This is a genomic window from Streptomyces ambofaciens ATCC 23877 (assembly GCF_001267885.1).
GTDB lineage: Bacteria > Actinomycetota > Actinomycetes > Streptomycetales > Streptomycetaceae > Streptomyces > Streptomyces ambofaciens.
Genome location: NZ_CP012382.1, coordinates 2,659,444 through 2,679,482 on the forward strand (window position 1 = coordinate 2,659,444; position 20,039 = coordinate 2,679,482).

The window sequence follows — 20,039 nt, forward strand, 5'->3', positions numbered from 1 at the left end:
GGGGTCCTCGCCCCGCGGTGCCCACCGGGGTCCGTGCCCCGGTGGGGGCCGGCGGGGTCGTCGCCGGTCGGGGCCTGCGGGGTCTAGCGGTGGTCGCTGCCCTTCGACCGCGATGCCGCCCGGCCGGCCTCCAGCCGGGCCACCGGGATCCGGAACGGGGAGCAGGAGACGTAGTCCAGACCCACCTCGTGGAAGAAGTGGACCGACTCCGGGTCGCCGCCGTGCTCACCGCAGACGCCGAGCTTCAGGTCGGGGCGGGTGGCGCGGCCGGCCTTCGCGGCGGCGGCGACCAGGGAGCCGACGCCGTCCTTGTCGATCGTCTCGAACGGGGAGACGCCGAAGATGCCCTTCTCCAGGTAGGCCGTGAAGAAGCTGGCCTCGACGTCGTCGCGGCTGAAGCCCCACACGGTCTGGGTCAGGTCGTTGGTGCCGAAGGAGAAGAACTCCGCGGCCTCGGCGATCTGCCCGGCGGTCAGCGCGGCGCGCGGCAGCTCGATCATCGTGCCGATGGACAGCTTCAGCCTGGCGCCCGTGGCCGCCTCGACCTCGGCGATGACCTGGTCGGCCTCGTCACGGACGATCTCCAGCTCCTGGACGGTGCCGACCAGCGGGATCATGATCTCGGCCCGTGGGTCGCCCTTGGCCGCCCTGCGCTCGGCCGCGGCTTCGGCGATGGCCCGCACCTGCATGGTGAACAGGCCGGGGATGACCAGGCCCAGACGCACGCCGCGCAGGCCCAGCATCGGGTTCTGCTCGTGCAGGCGGTGCACGGCCTGGAGGAGGCGCAGCTCGTTCTCGTGCGGCTCCTGGCGGGACTCTGCGAGCGCGACGCGGACCGACAGCTCGGTGATGTCGGGCAGGAACTCGTGCAGCGGCGGGTCCAGCAGGCGGACCGTGACCGGCAGGCCGTCCATCGCCTCGAAGAGCTCGACGAAGTCCTGCTTCTGGAGCGGGAGCAGCTCCTTCAGGGACTCCTCGCGCTCGGTCTCGGTGTCGGCCAGGATCAGCCGCTCCACCAGCTCGCGCCGGTCACCGAGGAACATGTGCTCGGTGCGGCACAGGCCGATGCCCTGGGCGCCGAAGCGGCGGGCGCGCAGCGCGTCCTCGGCGTTGTCGGCGTTGGCCCGCACCCGCAGCCGGCGCTTGCGGTCGGCGAAGGCCATGATGCGGTGCACGGCCTCGACCAGCTCGTCGGCGTCCTCGGCGCCCGCGTGCATGCGGCCCTCGAAGTACTCGACGACCGGCGACGGCACGACGGGGACCTCGCCCAGGTAGACCTTGCCGGAGGAGCCGTCGATGGAGATCACGTCGCCCTCCTCGACGACGTGGCCGCCGGGGACGGTCATGCGGCGGCGCTTGGTGTCGACCTCCAGCTCCTCGGCGCCGCAGACACAGGTCTTGCCCATGCCGCGCGCGACCACGGCCGCGTGGGAGGTCTTGCCGCCGCGCGAGGTCAGGATGCCCTCGGCGGCGATCATGCCGTCCAGGTCGTCGGGGTTGGTCTCGCGGCGCACCAGGATGACCTTCTCGCCGGACCGGGACCACTTCACCGCGGTGTACGAGTCGAAGACCGCCTTGCCGACCGCCGCGCCCGGCGAGGCCGCGATGCCCCGGCCGACCTTCTCCACCTTCGCGTCGTCGTCGAAGCGCGGGAACATCAGCTGGGCCAGCTGGGCGCCGTTGACGCGCTGGAGCGCCTCGGCCTCGTCGATCAGCCCCTGGTCGACGAGCTGGGTGGCGATGCGGAAGGCCGCACCCGCGGTGCGCTTGCCGACGCGGGTCTGGAGCATCCACAGCTGGCCGCGCTCGATGGTGAACTCGATGTCGCAGAGGTCCAGGTAGTGGTTCTCCAGCGTCTCCATGATCTGCATCAGCTGGTCGTACGACTTCTTGTCGATCTGCTCCAGCTCCGCCAGCGCGACGGTGTTGCGGATACCCGCGACGACGTCCTCGCCCTGGGCGTTCTGGAGGTAGTCGCCGTAGACGCCCTGGTGGCCGGAGGCGGGGTCGCGGGTGAAGGCGACGCCGGTGCCGGAGTCGGGTCCCAGGTTGCCGAAGACCATGGAGCAGACGTTGACGGCGGTGCCGAGGTCGTGCGGGATGCGTTCCTGGCGGCGGTAGAGCTTGGCGCGCTCGCCGTTCCAGGAGTCGAAGACGGCCTTGATGGCGAGGTCCATCTGCTCGCGCGGGTCCTGCGGGAAGTCCCGGCCGGCCTCGGTCTTGACGATCTTCTTGAACTTGGTGACGAGCTTCTTGAGGTCGGCCGCCTCCAGCTCGGTGTCGACGGTGACCTTCTTGGCCGCCTTCGCCGCCTCCAGCGCCTCCTCGAAGAGGTCGCCGTCGACGCCGAGGACGGTCTTGCCGAACATCTGGATCAGGCGCCGGTAGGAGTCCCAGGCGAAGCGTTCGTCCCCGGCCTGCTGGGCCAGGCCCTGCACCGACTTGTCGGAGAGGCCGATGTTGAGGACCGTGTCCATCATGCCGGGCATGGAGAACTTCGCTCCGGAGCGGACCGACACGAGGAGGGGGTCGTCGGCCTGGCCGAGCTTCTTGCCCATCTTCTCCTCGAGGGCGTCGAGGTGCGCACTCACCTCGTCACGCAGTGCCGCCGGCTCCTCGCCGCTGTCGAGGTAGGTCTTGCAGGCCTCGGTGGTGATGGTGAAGCCGGGAGGGACCGGAAGACCCAGGTTGGTCATCTCGGCGAGGTTCGCGCCCTTGCCGCCGAGGAGGTCCTTGAGGTCCTTGTTGCCCTCGGTGAAGTCGTAAACGAACTTCGGTGCGTTCGTTACCTGGAGATCTTTGTTTTCCGACACGGGTCTCGACTCCTCGAGGACGCGGTGGCTGCCCTGACGGCGAGGAATGTACCCAGATCAAAGGCACCTGGGTACGTCCACTTGCGCGTCATGCGCCTGTAACCACCCGTCCGCCAGCGGATCGAAAGTCAAGGCTTGGCAAGCGACCTGCCGTCAGTGTTTTCACTTCTTGAACGAACGACTCCTCAAAAGCGCCACCTCTCGCTCACCTGAGCAAGCTTGTCCACGTTTGAGTTCGATCGATGAACGATCAAGGTATGGCACTCAGTGCCACTCCTTCCAGAAGTGGAATAGCTCAAGATCCGCTCATCTGAGCGCTACCTCTATCAGAGGTGGCGAGAATCACGCTGCCACAGGCCGTCGGATTTCACCATGCGGACCGGTGAACGGACCGCTCGCGGCGGACGTACGAGTGGTCGGCGGACCCGGCCCCCTCGCCGGGTCCGCCGACCACCGCGTTTCGCACGGAAGGACCTCCGGGTGCCCGTCTCCACACGCTTCGGCCAGTCACCGCCCCCGGCCGGCGAGCCACCCGAACGGGACACCCGGGCCGAGGAACCCGCCGCGGTCGGCGGGCGCGAGGGTGGCGGCGAGACCGAGGGCCCGGGCGAGCCCGACGAGTCGGCCGAGCCCGACCTCGTCGAGCCCGAGGACCCCGGGGAGCCCATAGGCGGGCCGGAGACGTCGGCACCCGAGGACGCCGCGGTGCCGAGGGAGGCGCCGGGTCCGGACGACGAGACCCCGGTAGGGGCCGAGGGGCCGAGACCGGAGGAGACCCCGGCATCCAGTGCCGTTTCCACCGTTTCTGCCGTTTCTGCCGCACCCACCGTCCCGGCCGCTCCCGCCGGGGCCCCCGGTGACCGGCCGGGCCCACCCGACGGCGCCCCGCGCGCCCCGAGCACCCTGCGCACCCGCCTCAGCCGGCTCAGCCGCCTCACCCGGCGGCGCGCCCGGCGCACTCGGCACCCGCGTCTCGCGCTCGCCGTCCGCCGGACCACGACCGTCCTCGCCGCCGTCCTGGTGCTCGGGGCGCTGCTGCTGCCGAACAGCTTCGTCGCCCTGGAGCCGAACCGGTTCGCGCGGATACCGGCGGAGGCGGTCATCGGGACGGTGCTGCTGCTCTGCCTGCCGCGCGTGCCGAGGCTGGCGCTGGCGGCGCTCTTCGGCACCGGCCTCGGCGTGCTGACCGTGCTGAACCTGCTCGACATGGGCTTCACCGAGTACCTCGGCCGGGGCTTCAACGTCGTCCTGGACTGGGGCCTGCTGGACGACGCCCAGTCGTACGTGGCGGACTCGATGGGAGGGGCGGCGGCGACCTGGGCCGCCGTGGGCGCGGTGGGGGGCGCCACGCTGCTGCTGGTACTCATGGCGCTGGCCGTGGTCCGGCTCGGCGAGCTGCTCGCCGCGCACCGGGAGCGGGCGGCCCGGGGCGCGCTGCTGGCGGCCACCGTGTGGATGACCTGCGCGGCGCTGGGCGTGCAGACCTTCGGCGTGCCGGTCGCCACCAGGAGTGCCTCCGGGGCGCTGGAGGCGCAGGCCCACCGGGTGGTGGACACGCTGCGGGACGAGGCGGCGTTCGCGAAGGAGGCGAAGGCGGACCGGTTCGGCGCCACGCCCGCCGAGCAGCTGGTGCCGGACCTGCGCGGGAAGGACGTCATCTTCACGTTCATCGAGAGCTACGGCCGCAGCGCCATCGAGGACCCGGTGATGGCGCCCGGCGTCGGGCGGGCGCTGGACAGCGGCACGGAGGCGCTGGCCGGCGCCGGTTTCCGGGCCCGGAGCGGCTGGCTGACCTCGGCGACGTACGGCGGCAGCAGCTGGCTCGGCCACTCCACCTTCCTGTCGGGCCTGTGGGTCGACAACCAGCAGCGCTACCGCACCGTGACCGCGGGCGACCACCTCACCCTCACCAAGGCGTTCGCGAAGACCGGCGACTGGGACACGGTCGGCGTCATGCCGGGCGTCCAGAAGGCCTGGCCGGAGGCCGAGTGGTACGGCCTCGACAAGGTCTACGACGCCTTCGACGTCGGCTACGAGGGTCCGAAGTTCAGCTGGTCGACCATGCCCGACCAGTACGCGCTGGAGGCCTTCCAGCGTCTGGAGCACGGCAGGGAACGCGACCGGCCGCTGATGGCGGAGATCATCCTGACCTCCAGCCACCAGCCGTGGGCCCCCATACCCCGGATGGTCGGCTGGGACGAGATCGGCGACGGTTCGGTCTTCGACGGCATCGAGGCGTCGGGCGAGAAGGCCGCGGACGTCATCGCCGATCCCACCCGCTCCAAGGAGGAGTACGGCAAGTCGGTCGAGTACTCGGTCACCAGCCTCACCCGGTGGCTGGAGCGCTACGGCACGGACGACACCGTCCTCGTCTTCCTCGGCGACCACCAGCCGCTCGCCCGCGTCAGCGGGAACGGGGCGAGCCGGGACGTCCCGGTCTCGGTCGTCGCCAAGGACCCGAAGGTGCTCGACGCGATCGACGACTGGAACTGGACGCAGGGGCTGAAGCCCGCCGAGGACGCCCCGGTGTGGCGGATGAGCTCCTTCCGCGACCGCTTCCTGACGGCGTACGGCTCCACATCGCACCCCACGAAGGGCTGACCGGGGGCCGGTCAGCCGGAGGGCGATCAACCGGGGGGCGATCAACCGGGGGGCGGTCAACCGGGGAGGCGGTCAACCGGGAGGCGGTCAGCCGGAGGACGGTCAGCCGGGGAGGCGGTCAGCCGGAGGGCGGTCAACCGGAGGGCTGTCAGCCGGGGCCCGGTCAGCCGCCGGAGGTGTCCAGCTCCGCGTCCTCGCCGATCCCCGCGCAGTCGTACGGGTCCTTCAGCCAGCCGTCCGGCAGGACCACCCGGTTGTTGCCGGACGTACGGCCGCGCGGGCCGTCGGCGCCGGTGGGCCAGGGCTGGTCGAGGTCGAGTTCGTCCAGGCCGGCGCGGAGCGCCTCCAGCGAGGAGGTGATCGCGAGCCGCTTGCGCATCTCCGAACCGACGGCGAAACCCTTGAGATACCAGGCGACGTGCTTGCGGAAGTCGATGACGCCGCGCGCCTCGTCGCCGATCCACTCGCCGAGCAGGGTGGCGTGCCGGACCATCACGTCGGCGACCTCGCGCAGGGTGGGCCGCACATAGGTGTCGGTGCGGCCCTCGAAGGCGGCGACCAGGTCGGCGAAGAGCCACGGCCGCCCCAGGCACCCGCGCCCGACCACGACCCCGTCGCAGCCCGTCTCCCGGACCATCCGCAGCGCGTCCTCGGCGGTCCAGATGTCGCCGTTGCCGAGCACGGGGATCTCCGGGACGTGCTCCTTCAGGCGGGCGATGGCGTCCCAGTCGGCGGTGCCGCCGTAGTGCTGGGCGGTGGTGCGGCCGTGCAGGGCGATGGCGGTCACGCCCTCCTCTACGGCGATGCGGCCGGCGTCGAGGAAGGTGAGGTGGTCGTCGTCGATGCCCTTGCGCATCTTCATGGTGACGGGCAGGTCGCCGGCGCCGGTCACGGCCTCGCGGACGATGGCCCGCAGCAGGTTCCGCTTGTACGGGAGGGCCGAGCCGCCGCCCTTGCGGGTCACCTTGGGGACGGGACAGCCGAAGTTCAGGTCGATGTGGTCGGCGAGGCCCTCCTCCGCGATCATGCGGACGGCCTTGCCGACGGTCACCGGATCGACGCCGTAGAGCTGGATCGAGCGCGGCGTCTCGGTCGCGTCGAAGTGGATCAGCTGCATGGTCTTCTCGTTGCGCTCGACCAGCGCCCGAGTCGTGATCATCTCGCTGACGAACAGGCCCTTGCCCCCGCTGAACTCCCGGCACAGCGTGCGGAAGGGCGCGTTGGTGATCCCGGCCATCGGCGCCAGCACCACGGGCGGCGCGACGGTGTGCGGGCCGACCTGCAACGGCCGGGTGACGGTGCTGGGAGCGGGCGCGGTGGGCGTGGACATTCCTCCATTGTCCCGTACGCGAGGCGGTGCTCGCCGCGCCTGTGGACGAAGACCGTGTATGGGTCATTAGTTAGCCGCACTATCGACATGCGCGTACGATGCGACCCATGCCCGAGCTCACCCACCGCCGACGTCTGCTCGTGCTCGCCATCTGCTGCATGAGCCTGCTGATCGTGAGCATCGACAACACGATCCTCAACGTGGCCCTGCCGGCCGTGCAGCGCGATCTCCGTGCGAGCACCTCGGGGCTCCAGTGGGCCGTCGACGCCTACACGCTGGTGCTGGCCGCGCTGCTGATGCTCGCCGGTTCCACGGCCGACCGGATCGGCCGCAAGCGGGTCTTCATGACGGGCCTGGTCGTCTTCACCCTCGGCTCGCTGCTGTGCTCGCTGGCGCCGGACCTGTCCTCGCTGGTCGTCTTCCGGATGATGCAGGCGGTGGGCGGTTCGATGCTCAACCCGGTGGCCATGTCGATCATCACCAACACCTTCACCGACCCGCGCGAGCGCGCCCGCGCCATCGGTGTCTGGGGCGCGGTCGTCGGCATCTCCATGGCCGCCGGTCCGCTGGTGGGCGGGGTGCTCGTGGAGTCGGTCGGCTGGCGCTCGATCTTCTGGGTCAACCTGCCGGTGGGCCTGGCGGCCCTGCTGCTCACCCTGCGCTTCGTCCCCGAGTCCCGCGCGCCGAGGGCCCGCCGCCCGGACCCGCTGGGCCAGCTGATGGTGATCGTGCTGTTCGGCTCGCTGACGTACGCGATCATCGAGGCGCCGGGCGCCGGTCTCGCGAGGGTGCTGCCGTTCGCCGTGGTGGCCCTCGCCGCACTGCTGGGTCTCCTCTGGTACGAACCCCGCCGCGCCGAGCCCCTGATCGACCTGCGCTTCTTCCGGTCGGCACCCTTCAGCGGGGCCACCGTGACGGCGGTCACCGCCTTCGCCGCGCTGGGCGGGTTCCTGTTCCTGTCCACGTTGTACCTGCAGAACGTGCGCGGACTGAGCGCCCTGCACGCCGGGCTGTGGATGCTGCCGATGGCCGTGCCGACCTTCCTGTGCGCCCCGCTGTCCGGACGGCTGGTCGGCAGCCGGGGGCCGCGGCTGCCCCTGATGATCGCGGGCGGCGCGCTGACCGTGAGCGGGGTGCTGTTCGCCGCCTTCGAGGCCGAGACCTCGAACATCACCCTCTTCATCGGCTACGCCCTGTTCGGCGTGGGCTTCGGCTTCGTCAACGCGCCCATCACCAACACCGCGGTCTCCGGCATGCCGCGCGCCCAGGCCGGGGTCGCCGCCGCCGTCGCCTCCACCAGCCGCCAGCTGGGCCAGACCCTGGGCGTGGCGGTGATCGGCGCGGTGCTGGCGGCGGGCGTGGGCACGTCGTCGTACGGCGACACCTTCGTCGCCGCGGCCCGCCCCGGCTGGTGGATCCTGGCCGCCTGCGGCCTGTCGGTCCTCGTCCTCGGCGCCGTGACGAACGGCCGCTGGGCCCACCGCACGGCGGAACGAGCCGCCGAGCGCCTGGAATCCCCGGAGCCACAGAAGACGACACGCTCCCCGGCGTGACCGACCCGGTCGACCACCGCACCACCGAATCCGCGCGGCCACCCCACCCACCCGCGCTCGACACACCCCCGGCACCACATCGGAAAGGGGCGCGGGGAACTGCGCGAACACCCCCACCCACCCGCACCCGACACACCGCCGCACCACCCCCACAAGGGCCGCGGGGAACTGCGCGAACCCCCCGCACCGCCCCGCGCAGGGCCGTCACCCGAAGGCGCCCCGCGCCACCCCCGGCATCCGCTCCGTCACCTTCGGCCAGTACTTCACGATCGCCTCCTCCACCCGCGGCAGCGCCCGCTGCCCCGCCAGTGCCAGGGCGATCGCCGCGGCCACGCCCGCCCAGGCGACGGGCCCCAGCGGGGTGCAGCCGAAGAGCTGGCTGGCGCCCGGCGTCTGCACCAGGGCGACCAGCGCGGCGGCGGAGCCCAGCGACGTGACCTGGACCAGGCGGCTGCCGCGGCGGTCGGCCAGGGTCTGGGCGAGCTGGGTGCCGACCACGGCGCACAGGGCCATCGTCGTGGAGCGGCGCCCGGTGCCCGGCGTGAACCGGCCCAGGAGCCAGGCGGCGGTCGCGCCGAGTGCCGTGGTCAGGGCCCGGTGCCGGATCTGACGGATCAGGGGCTCGCCCAGCACCGCCGCACCGAGCGGCGTCCCCGCGTCGTCCTCCTCCTGCTGGGCGTCCCCCGTCTCCGTGACCGCCACGGCCATCGCGGGGAACAGGTCCGTGAACAGGTTGACCAGCAGCATCTGCCGCGTGGACAGCGGAGCGGAGCCGCCGAGGACGGTGCCGAGGATGCCGAAGCCGACCTCGCCCGCGTTGCCGCCGATCAGGATGGCGATGGCGTCGGCGACGCTGCGCCACAGCGCCCGGCCCTCCCGTACCGCCTCCACCAGGACCAGCAGGTCGTCGCCGGTGACGACCAGGTCGGCGGCGTTGCGGGCGGCGGCCGAGCCACGGGCGCTGATGCCGACGCCGATGTCGGCCGCGCGGATCGCGGCGGCGTCGTTGGCACCGTCGCCGACCATGCCGACGACCCGTCCGGCGTCCCGCAGCGACTCGACGACCTGGAGCTTCTGCTCCGGCGCCACCCTGGCCACGACGTCCGCGTCCCGCAGCATCCGTGACCGCGCCGTGCGGTCCGCGGCGGCCAGTTCGTCCCCGGTGACCACGACGGCGTCCTCGGGCCAGCCCAGCTCCACGGCGATGGCGTGGGCGGTCTGCGGATGGTCGCCGGTCAGCACCACGGGCCGTACGCCCGCCTCGCGCAGCCCGTGCACCAGCGCCGGGGACGTCTCGCGCGGGACGTCGGACAGCCCGAGCATCCCCGTGAACTCCAGCCCCTCCGGCTCCTGTTCGAGGACGTCGGCGGCCTTCTCCCCCTTGCGCAGCGGCCGGCTGGCCACCGCGATGATGCGCAGTCCGTCGCGGGCCATCCCGTGCGCCACCTCCGTGACGTACGAGGGCAGGTCCGCGCAGGCGGGCAGCACGGTCTCCGGTGCGCCCTTGACCACGAGCACCGGCGCTCCGTCGCCGTCCCGTCCGACGGCGGCGGCGTAGCCGCGGGAGGTCTCGAAGGGCAGGCCCTCCTCCTGCGTCCACCGCGGGTCGTCACCGGCGGCGTCGAGGACGGCCTCGTCGGTGGCGTGCGTGGGGCGGGCGCCGTCGCCGTTCAGGCGGGGGCAGGCGCGCGCGGCGATCCGCAGGGCGTCGGCGGCGTCCGGGTCGCCCGCCTTGCGGACCGTGCCGTCGGCGCCCGCGACCCGCGTCAGCCGCAGCTTGTTCTCGGTGAGCGTGCCCGTCTTGTCGAAGCAGATGGTGTCCATCCGGCCCAGCGCCTCCAGCGTGCGCGGGGTCCGCACGAGGACGCCGTGGCGGCTGAGCCGGCGGGCCGCCGCCAGCTGCGCCACCGTCGCCACCAGCGGCAGCCCCTCGGGCACCGCGGCCACCGCCACCGACACGCCGCCGGCGACGGCCTGCCGGATCGGCGTCCCGCGCAGCAGCGAGAGGCCGGTCACCGCGGCCCCGCCCGCCAGGGTCAGCGGCAGCGCCTTGCGGGTCAGCTCCTGGAGCCGGGCCTGCACTCCGGCCGCCGACGGCGTACGGGCGGCCAGCGAGACCGCCCGGGCGGACTCGGTGTGCTCCCCCGTGTCCACGACGACGGCCTGGGCGCGGCCGGCCACCACGGTCGTGCCCTCGAAGACCATGCAGTGCCGCTCGGCCACCGGGGCGTTCGTCACCGGGTCCACGCGCTTGTCGACCGGCAGTGACTCACCGGTGAGGGACGACTCGTCGATCTCCAGGCCGTCCTCCCACAGGAGCCGGGCGTCGGCGGGCACGACGTCGTCCGCCTTGAGCTCGATGATCTGCCCCGTACGGAGTTTGGCGGCGTCCACGACCCGTGGCTCGGCCGTCGGATCGTGGGTCTCCTTCTCGGCGACCCGCGCCTTCTGCTTCTGCTGCGCGAGCAGCCCGGACAGCGCCCGCTCGGCGCGCAGCCGCTGGAAGCCGCCGACCAGCGCGTTCAGGTCGAGCGCGCCGACGACCAGCAGGGCGTCCATGACGGAGCCGAGGATCGCCTCGGCCGCCGAGCCGACCGCGAGCACCGGGGTGAGCGGGTCGTCCAGCTCGCCCCGTACGGCCTGGCCCAGCTCCCATGTCCACTTCACCGGCGCGAGGACGGGGACGCGGCCCGCCCGGTCGGCCACCGCGTGCATCCTGGCCGTCAGCTGTTCGGCGAGGGTCGGTTCCGGCTCCTTCTCCCGGTCCAGCCGTTCCCGTACGGCCGCGGGGTCCAGCGTGTGCCACGCGACCCGCGCGCGGGGGTGCGGGGCGCGGGCCGTCGCCACGCCGAGCGCGGCGCGCGTTCCGGACAGCAGGGCCACCGCCGCGCTCACGTCGACCGGTGCGTGCCGCAGTCCGGGCAGCAGCGAGCCGGTGAAGCCCTGCTTCCCCTTCCGTGCCTCGCCGACCGCCACCAGCAGTCCGGACAGCGCGGCCCCGGACCGGGCCAGCGTCTGCGACCGGCGTCCGATCGCGCGGGCGGCCGGCACCGCCCGCAGCAGCCGCCAGACGTCGGCGAGGCCCTGCGGGGCGATCACGTCCGCGCCCCAGGCCACCGGCGCGTCCCCGTCGGCCAGCGCGACGGCCACGTCGCCGGCGAGCAGCCCGGCCACCACCGTCCCGTCGTCACCGGGCAGGGGCCGTACGACGGTGACGACGCCGCCCTCGGCGCGCAGTTCGTCCACGACGTCCCGGAGCGGGCGGCCGGCGCCGACGACCTGGTCCGCGAGGCCGGTGAAGTCGGCCAGCGCCGGGTCCTCGACCATCACGACGCGCAGGCCCGCGCGCCGGGCGGCGTCGAGCACGTCCTCGGTCCACGGGTCCGCGCTCGCCTCCGGCGCCCGCAGCGCACTGGGGTGCAGGACGACCGTGGCGGCCATCTCCAGCTGCCGCAGCCGTTCCGGGTCGCGCACGAGCACACCGTCGCGGGAGAGCGCGGTGCTCAGTACGGCGTGGAAGGCGGCGGGTCCGTAGCGCGCGGCCTTGGGCGAACCGGCCAGCACCGCCTCGGCGGCCTCGGCCACGTCGTGCTTGACCAGCAGGGTCGCCAGCGCGCCCGCCACGCTGCCGGTGGAGGCGTGGGCGGCGTAGTCCTGGGCGGGGGAACTGCGCAGCGGCGGGCGCTGGGCGGGGTCGCCGGGCAGGCTGTCCCGGCCCGGCGCGCAGAGGCGGTCGTGCACGACCTCGAAGGTCGCCGTCCGGGTCACCGCCTCCGTCAGCTGACAGACGCGCAGGGCGCCGTCCAGCACCAGCGAGGCGGGGCTCTGCCCGGCGCCGTGCACGGCCGCGTTGGCGGCGGCCAGCGCCACGTCCATGCCGTGGGCCCCGAGCCGTTCACGCACCCAGGCGCGGAAGGCCGGGTTCTCGCGCAGCAGCGTCCCCACGGCCGTCACCAGGCGGGGCGAGGGCGGCAACCGCAGACGCGCCCCGGTCACGGCGGCGGCGATGCCCAGAAGGTCGGCGCCGAGGGCGGTGGCGGCGACGCGCACCGAGGCGGGGTCGCCGGGGTGGGTCAGCTCCTCCACCGGATCGTCCGGGCCCTGTTGCTCCGCCCGGGTCAGTCCGTGCTGTTCGGCGAGTTCGGTGGCCCGGTCGACCACCCGGTCGGTGAGCGCCTCCTCGGTCGCGGTCACCACCAGCCGGGCGAGGCCGGTGTCCCAGTAGGCGAGCACCACGTCCGGGTGCTCGGCCAGGGCCGCCGCCACTCGACGCGCCACGCGCTGCGTGCCGCCCGCCCGGCGCACCTTCTCCGTCGCGGCCGGCCGCAGCGCCAGGTGCGCCCGGGTCCCGGCGCGCCAGTCCCGGGTGCTGCCGCCGCCGGGCAGCGCGGCGCGGGCGACCCGTGCCGCCCGCGCCGCGAAGTCGGCGCCGCGCACTCCGGCCCGTGCGGTGCCCGCGACGGCGCCGGCCGCGGCGCCGGCCGCAGCGCCGACCGCGGGTGCGGTGCCACGCGCGAGCAGCCGGGGCCCGGCCAGCACGATCCCGGTCACGGCGCCCTGGGAGCGGGTCAGAAGTCCACCGACCATCGCCGTGTCTCAGCCCGTCTTCTTCTGCGTGGACGCGGCCGTCTTCTTGGCGGCGGCCGTCTTCTTGCTCCGGCTGCGCCCGGAAGCGGCCGGCCGGCTGGCGGACGCCTTCTTCGCGGCGCTGCTCTTGGCCGTGGTTTTCTTGGCCGTGGTCTTCTTGGCCGCACTCTTCTTGGCCGTGCTCTTCTTGGCCGTGCTCTTCTTGGCCGTGCTCTTGGGAGTGGTGCTCTTCGTGGCGGCCCTCTTGGCGGGGCTCGCCCCCGCGGAGCTCGACCTGGCCGCACCGGACTTGGCCGCGCCGGACTTGGCCGCGCCCGACCTGGCGGTCGTCTTCTTGGCGGCACCGCTCCCCGCCGAGGCGGTCTTCGCGGCGCTGATCTTGGTGGCCGTCTGCTGGGCGGCGCCGGACTCGGCGGTGCCCGCCTTCGCGGCGCTGCCCTTTGCGGCCTGGCTCTTGCGGCCCGCGGCCTGCGTGCCCGACGTCTTCTTCGCGGAACTCCGCCGCGCCCCGCTCTTCGCGGCCGCACCGGCTCCGGCCGCCCCCGTCCCACTCGTACGGGAGTCCGCGGCACCGGACTCCGCCGTACGGGACCGCGCCGCGCCCGCCCCGGTGGCGGCGGCCGTACCGGACGTCCGCGCGCCGCGGGCCCGAGCGCCACCGCCGGAGGCCTCCGCGCCGTTCTGCAGCACCCGTGCGGCCTCCGCCTCCGGCGACTCCTGCGGTCGCGGCCGGGTCAGCCACGCCACCGCCGCCCCGGTGGCCGCCACCGGCCACTCGACCAGCCCGACGACGCCCAGCACCCCGGCCCCCGTGTACACGAGAGCGCGCCGCCCGCGCGGCGACACGGCTCCCACCTTGTCCAGTGCGCCTTCGGCGACCCTGCCGACCGTCCCGGCGCCCGGGACCTTCCGCAGCGCCGACGCGGCCGCGTGCAACGGCCTCGGGAGCGTCTGCGCCGACTTCTGCTCAGCCATGACTGTTCGTCCTCGCCCTGTGCATGCTGTGGAAATCCTGGAACATCACCTTCCGCACAACTCCGGGTTCCCGCACCTCGGGCGCTCACCCCGGGGGACACCCATATGCACCCGGGACTTCCCCGTCCGGACCTCCTGACGAAAGGTCTGGACCAAGCGTGTCATGTCTACGACACCTCCCCGCACCCCCACCGGGAGGCCCGGCATGGTCCGCCGCACGCTCCGTCTGCTCGCCGCCGCACTGGCGGCCACCGTCCTCACCCCACTGGGGAGCGCCACCGCGTCCGCCACCCCGCCTTCCACCCGGACGGCCCACCCGACGGCCTCCCGGGTGGCCTCCCCCGCCGCCGACACCTGCGCCGTGAAGTCGAAGCCCGCCGGCGCCCTGGTCGCCCAGGCCTGGAACCACTACGGCGGCGCCCTCAAGGGCCTGATGACCTGGTCGCTCAACTGGGACGGCTCCAGGAACGGGACCTTCGGCGACAACGCCAGGGCGTTGCAGGGACGTTGATTCCCCACAGGACCCCGATCCGACCCCAGCCCCGGCCCCGGCACCGGCCCCGGCCCCGGCCCCGGCCCCCGGGAGCCTGCCCCCGGGAGCCTGCCCGGGCGCCGGGCCCTACCGGGCCGTGAACGCCAGCTTCGCCCCCAGCGCCACGAACGACCCGGCGAAGCTCCGCCGCAGCCACGCCATCACCCGCGGCCGGGAGAGGACGTGGCTGCGCACGGACGCGGCCAGGACGCCGTACGCGGCGAACACGACGAAGGTCACCACCATGAACACGCCGCCCAGCAGCAGCATCCGCGGCAGGGCACCGGCCTGGCCCGGGTCCACGAACTGGGGCAGGAAGGCGAAGAAGAACAGCGTCAGTTTCGGGTTGAGGAGGTTGATCAGCACGCCGCGCAGGATCACCCGCCCCGCCGGGACGGGCTTGCCCCGCTCGGCGGCCACCGTGAGCGCCTCCCGGTCCCGGAGCGTGGCCCACGCCATGTACAGCAGGTAGGCCACACCGGCGTACTTGAGGACCTGGAAGGCGGTGGCGCTGGCGTGCAGCACCGCCGCGACGCCGGTGACAGTGGCGAGCAGGTGCGGCACGATGCCGAGCGCGCATCCGAGGGCGGCGACGACGCTCGCGCGGCGACCGCGCGAGAGGGCGGCGGCGAGGGTGTAGACGACCCCGGTGCCGGGGGTCGCGACGACCACGAGGGTGGTCAGCAGGAAGGCGATACTCATGAGGACCACCCTGGAACGCGGCCGGCCCGCCTCACAGGGCCAATGGGCCACCGGCATCGGGGACCACTCGCCGCGGGCCCACCGACGACGAAGCCCACCCGCCGTCCGACCGGGTCGGAGGCGGGTGGGCGAAGGTCAGGGGTCCCGGGAGCGGAGCCCCCGGTACACCGACCGGGGGAACGTCAGCAGCCGACCAGGCGCGAGGCCAGGTACCCCTCGATCTGGTCCAGCGACACCCGCTCCTGCTTCATGGTGTCCCGCTCCCGCACGGTCACCGCGTTGTCGTCCAGCGTGTCGAAGTCGACGGTGACGCAGAACGGCGTCCCGATCTCGTCCTGGCGCCGGTACCGGCGCCCGATCGCACCGGCGTCGTCGAAGTCGATGTTCCAGTTCTGCCGCAGCGCCTGGGCGAGCCCCTTGGCCTTGGGCGACAGCTCGGGGTTGCGGGACAGCGGCAGCACCGCGACCTTCACCGGGGCGAGGCGCGGGTCGAGGCGCAGCACGGTGCGCTTCTCCAGCTTGCCCTTGGCGTTCGGCGCCTCGTCCTCCACGTACGCGTCGAGGAGGAAGGCCAGCATCGCCCGGCCGACACCGGCCGCCGGCTCGATGACGTACGGCGTCCAGCGCTCCTGGGCCTCCTGGTCGTAGTAGGAGAGGTCCTGGCCGGAGGCCTTCGCGTGCGACGAGAGGTCGTAGTCCGTCCGGTTGGCGACACCCTCCAGCTCGCCCCACTCGCTGCCGCCGAACGAGAAGCGGTACTCGATGTCGGCGGTGCGCTTGGAGTAGTGGGAGAGCTTCTCGGCCGGGTGCTCGTACCAGCGCATGTTCTCCTCACGGAGACCGAGGCCGGTGTACCAGTTCCAGCGCTGCTCCATCCAGTACTCCTGCCACTTCTCGTCCTCGCCCGGCTTGACGAAGAACTCCATCTCCATCTGCTCGAACTCGCGGGTGCGGAAGATGAAGTTGCCGGGCGTGATCTCGTTGCGGAAGGACTTGCCCATCTGGGCGATGCCGAACGGCGGCTTGCGGCGCGAAGTGGTCTGCACCTGGGCGAAGTTGGTGAAGATGCCCTGGGCGGTCTCGGGCCGCAGGTAGGCGACGGAGCCGCTGTCCTGGGTCGGGCCGAGGTGGGTGGAGAGCAGACCGGAGAACTGCTTGGGCTCCGTGAAGGTGCCCTTGTTGCCGCAGTTGGGGCAGTTGAGGTCGGCCAGGCCGTTCTCCGGGGCCTTGCCCTTCTTCTCCTCGTACGCCTCCTCCAGGTGGTCCGCGCGGAACCGCTTGTGGCAGGAGGTGCACTCGGTCAGCGGGTCCGTGAAGGTGGCGACGTGACCGGAGGCCACCCAGACCTCCGGGGCCAGGATGACGGAGGAGTCGAGACCGACGACGTCCTCGCGCGAGGTGACCATGTAGCGCCACCACTGGCGCTTGAGGTTCTCCTTGAGCTCGACACCCAGCGGTCCGTAGTCCCAGGCGGCACGCTGACCGCCGTAGATCTCACTGCACGGGAAAACGAAGCCACGGCGCTTGCTCAGGCTGACGATGGTGTCGATCTTGTCGGCGGCCACGGTGCTCTCTTCATTACGACGACGGTGACGGACTGGTGCGGCGCGAAGCGCCTCGATGGGGGGTGGTGGTCGGGAGACGGGCGGGCGAAGCGAGGTGCTTCCAGAGAATGATTCAGGTTACCGGCGCGGGCCGCCCCCCGGCCAAATCGGGGGCCCTCGGACGCTTTGTTGACAACGGTTTCCATATTTGTTGAAAATGAGTGTCATGAACGTACGACGACGCCGCATATCCGGCATAGCAGTCACCGCGGCCGCCGCGCTCGGCCTCGGGACCCTCTCCGCCTGCTCCAGCGACGGCTCGGCGGCGGGCAAGTCCGGCAACACCGACAAGTTCGACGTCGTCGCGTCGTTCTACCCCATGGCCTTCCTCGCCGAGCAGATCGGCGGCGACCGCGTCAGCGTGACCAGTCTGACCCAGCCCGGCCAGGAACCGCACGACCTGGAGATCAGCGCCAAGCAGCGCGCGCAGCTGGAGGAGACGGACGCCGCGCTCTTCCTCAAGGGCCTGCAGCCCTCCGCCGACGAGGCCATCGCCCAGTCCGGGGCCAAGACGAAGATCGACGCGGCGACGCTGACCTCCCTGGAGGAGCACGGCGCCGAGGTCGGCGGCCACGCGGACGAGCACGGGCACGAGCACGCCGAGGAGGAGCACGGCCACGACCACGGCGAAGGAAGCGAGGACCCCCACATCTGGCTCGACCCGGTCAAGTACGCCGAGGTCGCCGAGGGGGTCGGCAAGGCCTTCGAGAAGGCGGACCCGGACCACGCCGCGGAGTACAAGAAGAACACCGAGGCCCTGGTCGCCAAGCTGGACGGCCTGAACACCGCGTTCGAGACCGGGCTGAAGGACACGAAGACGAAGACCTTCATCACCACGCACGCCGCCTTCGGCTACCTCGCCGAGCGCTACGGCCTCACCGAGGAGGCCATCAGCGGCCTCAGCCCCGAGTCCGAGCCCAGCGCCGCCCGGGTCAAGGAGCTCGCGAAGACGGCCAAGGCCGACGGCGTCTCCACGATCTTCTACGAGACGCTCGTCAGCGACGAGACCGCGCAGACCGTCGCCCGGGACGCCGGTCTGAAGACGGACGTCCTCGACCCGGTCGAGGGCATCACCGACCAGTCCCGCGGCGACGACTACTTCCAGGTCATGGAAGCCAACCTCAAGGCCCTGCGGACGGCCCTGGGCACCAAGTGACCGACCAGACCGATCAACCGGAGGGTGGCATGACCGAGCCCGTCATCTCGCTTCGCGGCGTCCGCGCCGAACTCGGCTCACGCCCCGTCCTGCGCGGCATCGACCTCACCGTGCGCCGCGGCGAGGTCGTCGCACTGCTCGGCGCCAACGGCTCGGGCAAGTCCACGGCCGTGCGCACGGTCATCGGCCAGGTACCGGTCACCGCCGGGGCGATCGAGCTGTTCGACACCCCGCGGCGCCGCTTCCGCGACTGGGCGCGCGTGGGCTACGTCCCGCAGCGCACCACGGCCGCGGGCGGCGTCCCCGCCACGGTGACCGAGGTCGTCTCCTCGGGCCGCCTCTCCCGGGCCCGCTTCGGCGTCCTGCGCAAGGCCGACCACGAGGCCGTGCGCCGCGCCCTCGACCTGGTCGGCATGGCGGACCGGGCCAAGGACTCCGTGGACGCCCTCTCCGGCGGCCAGCACCAGCGGGTCCTGATCGCCCGCGCGCTCGCCGCCGAACCCGAGCTGCTGATCATGGACGAGCCGATGGCGGGCGTCGACCTGGCCAGCCAGCAGGTCCTGGCCGACACCCTGCGCGAGCAGGTCGCGGCCGGCACCACCGTCCTGCTCGTCCTGCACGAACTGGGCCCCCTGGAGCCCCTGATCGACCGCGCGGTGGTGCTCCGCGACGGCTGCGTGCTGCACGACGGCCCGCCGCCGAAGGCGGTCGGCCAGCACGCGCTGCCCGGCCACGACCACGTCCACCCGCACGCACCGGCGGGCGCCGAACCGATCCGCACGGGACTGCTGAGCTGATGGAAATCCTGAACTACGCCTTCATGCAGCGGGCGCTGCTGGCGGCCGTCCTGGTCGGCATCACCGCCCCCGCCGTCGGCATCTACCTGGTCCAGCGCCGCCAGGCCCTCATGGGCGACGGCATCGGCCACGTGGCGATGACCGGTGTCGGCCTCGGCTTCCTGCTCACCTGGTCCCCGGTGTGGATGGCCACCCTGGTGTCCGTGCTCGGCGCGGTCCTCATGGAGCTGATCCGCTGGTACGGCAGGACCCGCGGCGACATCGCCCTCGCCATGCTCTTCTACGGCGGCATGGCGGGCGGTGTGATGTTCATCAACCTCGCGCCGACGGGTTCCAACGCCAACCTCACCTCGTACCTCTTCGGCTCCCTCTCGACGGTGTCCGAATCGGACGTCACCGCGATCTGCCTGCTGGCGGGCTTCGTGGTCCTCGTCACCGTCGGCCTGCGCCGCCAGCTGTTCGCGGTCAGCCAGGACGAGGAGTTCGCCCGGGTCACCGGCCTGCCGGTGCGCGCGCTGAACCTGCTCACCGCCGTCACCGCCGCCGTGACCGTGACGGTCGCGATGCGCGTCGTCGGGCTGCTGCTGGTGTCGGCGCTGATGGTGGTCCCGGTGGCCGCGGCCCAGCAGCTCACGCGCAGCTTCGCCGCCACCTTCGCCGTCGCCGTCGCCATCGGCGTCAGCGTGACGATCGGCGGCACGGTCACCTCGTACTACCAGGACGTCCCGCCCGGCGCGACCATCGTGCTGCTCACCATCGGAGCGTTCGTCCTGCTGACCGCGCTGGCCGTGCCGCTGGCCCGCCGACGCGCGCGGGCGGCCGCCGCGGCGGAGCCCTCCGGGGATCCGACGGAATGCAAGATTCCGGCCACTCGGGGGGCCGGCGACGAGTTGGGTGTCTGACTGCCGCCCGGCCGGGCTGGCACAATGGCCCGGCAAGCCGCAGACCTGAGGAGGAACCGGTGACGACCGCTGGACCGCCCGTGAAGGGCCGCGCCACCCGGCAGCGGGCCGCCGTGTCGGCGGCCCTCCAGGAGGTCGAGGAGTTCCGCAGCGCTCAGGAGCTCCACGACATGCTCAAGCACAAGGGCGACTCCGTCGGGCTCACCACGGTCTACCGCACCCTGCAGTCCCTCGCCGACGCCGGCGAGGTCGACGTCCTGCGCACCGCCGACGGCGAGTCCGTCTACCGCCGCTGCTCCAGCGACGACCACCACCACCATCTGGTCTGCCGCACCTGCGGCAAGGCGGTCGAGGTCGAGGGCCCCGCGGTGGAGAAGTGGGCGGAGGCCATCGCCGCCGAGCACGGCTACGTCAACGTCGCACACACGGTGGAGATCTTCGGCACCTGCGCGGACTGCGCGAGGGCCTCCGGCGGTTGAGCCGGGGG

At 72.8% G+C, this 20,039-nt stretch carries 12 protein-coding genes and 1 pseudogene; 7 read left to right on the forward strand and 6 right to left on the reverse strand.

Annotation, left to right across the window (positions count from 1 at the left end; translation table 11 throughout):
• Positions 1-83: 83 nt before the first annotated feature.
• Positions 84-2,813 (reverse strand): pyruvate, phosphate dikinase, encoded by a 2,730-nt coding sequence (ppdK, locus tag SAM23877_RS11990; RefSeq protein ID WP_053130476.1) that lies wholly within the window; start codon positions 2,811-2,813, stop codon positions 84-86.
• Between the two features lie 903 nt (positions 2,814-3,716).
• On the opposite strand from ppdK, the gene SAM23877_RS11995 reads away from it, so the two are divergent.
• Entirely contained in the window at positions 3,717-5,414 is a 1,698-nt protein-coding gene (locus tag SAM23877_RS11995; RefSeq protein ID WP_053142377.1) for an alkaline phosphatase family protein, read from the forward strand.
• A gap of 163 nt (positions 5,415-5,577) precedes the next feature.
• On the opposite strand, the gene dusB is transcribed toward SAM23877_RS11995, so the two are convergent.
• Positions 5,578-6,744 (reverse strand): tRNA dihydrouridine synthase DusB, encoded by a 1,167-nt coding sequence (dusB, locus tag SAM23877_RS12000; protein ID WP_053130480.1) that lies wholly within the window; start codon positions 6,742-6,744, stop codon positions 5,578-5,580.
• 107 nt (positions 6,745-6,851) lie between these two features.
• Here dusB and SAM23877_RS12005 point away from each other — a divergent pair, with 107 nt between their 5' ends.
• The gene (locus tag SAM23877_RS12005; RefSeq protein ID WP_053130483.1) at positions 6,852-8,297 is read left to right on the forward strand and encodes an MFS transporter; all 1,446 of its coding nucleotides are present in this window, start codon (positions 6,852-6,854) and stop codon (positions 8,295-8,297) included.
• A gap of 204 nt (positions 8,298-8,501) precedes the next feature.
• On the opposite strand, the gene SAM23877_RS12010 is transcribed toward SAM23877_RS12005, so the two are convergent.
• Both SAM23877_RS12010 and SAM23877_RS41155 read right to left on the reverse strand, forming a co-directional pair.
• Positions 8,502-12,884 (reverse strand): cation-translocating P-type ATPase, encoded by a 4,383-nt coding sequence (locus SAM23877_RS12010; protein WP_053130486.1) that lies wholly within the window; start codon positions 12,882-12,884, stop codon positions 8,502-8,504.
• Positions 12,885-12,893: 9 nt separating this feature from the next.
• Positions 12,894-13,859, reverse strand: a complete 966-nt coding sequence (locus SAM23877_RS41155) for a hypothetical protein (RefSeq protein WP_244902932.1) — start codon at positions 13,857-13,859, stop codon at positions 12,894-12,896.
• A 382-nt stretch (positions 13,860-14,241) separates the two neighbouring features.
• Here SAM23877_RS41155 and SAM23877_RS38995 point away from each other — a divergent pair.
• A pseudogene (locus tag SAM23877_RS38995) lies at positions 14,242-14,370 on the forward strand (chitinase); the annotation flags it as partial.
• Positions 14,371-14,478: 108 nt separating this feature from the next.
• Here SAM23877_RS38995 and SAM23877_RS12025 read toward each other — a convergent pair.
• Together SAM23877_RS12025 and SAM23877_RS12030 are read right to left on the reverse strand one after the other, a co-directional pair.
• Positions 14,479-15,093, reverse strand: a complete 615-nt coding sequence (locus SAM23877_RS12025) for a LysE family translocator (protein WP_053130499.1) — start codon at positions 15,091-15,093, stop codon at positions 14,479-14,481.
• Positions 15,094-15,275: 182 nt separating this feature from the next.
• The gene (locus tag SAM23877_RS12030) at positions 15,276-16,658 is read right to left on the reverse strand and encodes a glycine--tRNA ligase (RefSeq protein WP_053130502.1); all 1,383 of its coding nucleotides are present in this window, start codon (positions 16,656-16,658) and stop codon (positions 15,276-15,278) included.
• A 205-nt stretch (positions 16,659-16,863) separates the two neighbouring features.
• On the opposite strand from SAM23877_RS12030, the gene SAM23877_RS12035 reads away from it, so the two are divergent.
• From SAM23877_RS12035 to SAM23877_RS12050, 4 genes are read left to right on the forward strand one after another with little or no spacing between them, the layout of a single operon-like run.
• Complete coding sequence (locus tag SAM23877_RS12035) at positions 16,864-17,853, forward strand: metal ABC transporter substrate-binding protein (protein ID WP_053130505.1); 990 nt, start codon at positions 16,864-16,866, stop codon at positions 17,851-17,853.
• A gap of 29 nt (positions 17,854-17,882) precedes the next feature.
• Entirely contained in the window at positions 17,883-18,650 is a 768-nt protein-coding gene (locus SAM23877_RS12040; protein ID WP_053130517.1) for a metal ABC transporter ATP-binding protein, read from the forward strand.
• Positions 18,650-19,552, forward strand: coding sequence for a metal ABC transporter permease (locus SAM23877_RS12045; RefSeq protein WP_053130520.1), 903 nt, complete (start codon positions 18,650-18,652; stop codon positions 19,550-19,552). The genes SAM23877_RS12040 and SAM23877_RS12045 overlap by 1 nt, the downstream gene beginning before the upstream one ends.
• A 59-nt stretch (positions 19,553-19,611) precedes the next feature.
• A complete protein-coding gene (locus SAM23877_RS12050; protein WP_053130523.1) occupies positions 19,612-20,031 on the forward strand; it encodes a Fur family transcriptional regulator in 420 nt (139 codons plus the stop codon).
• The last annotated feature ends 8 nt before the right edge of the window (positions 20,032-20,039 follow it).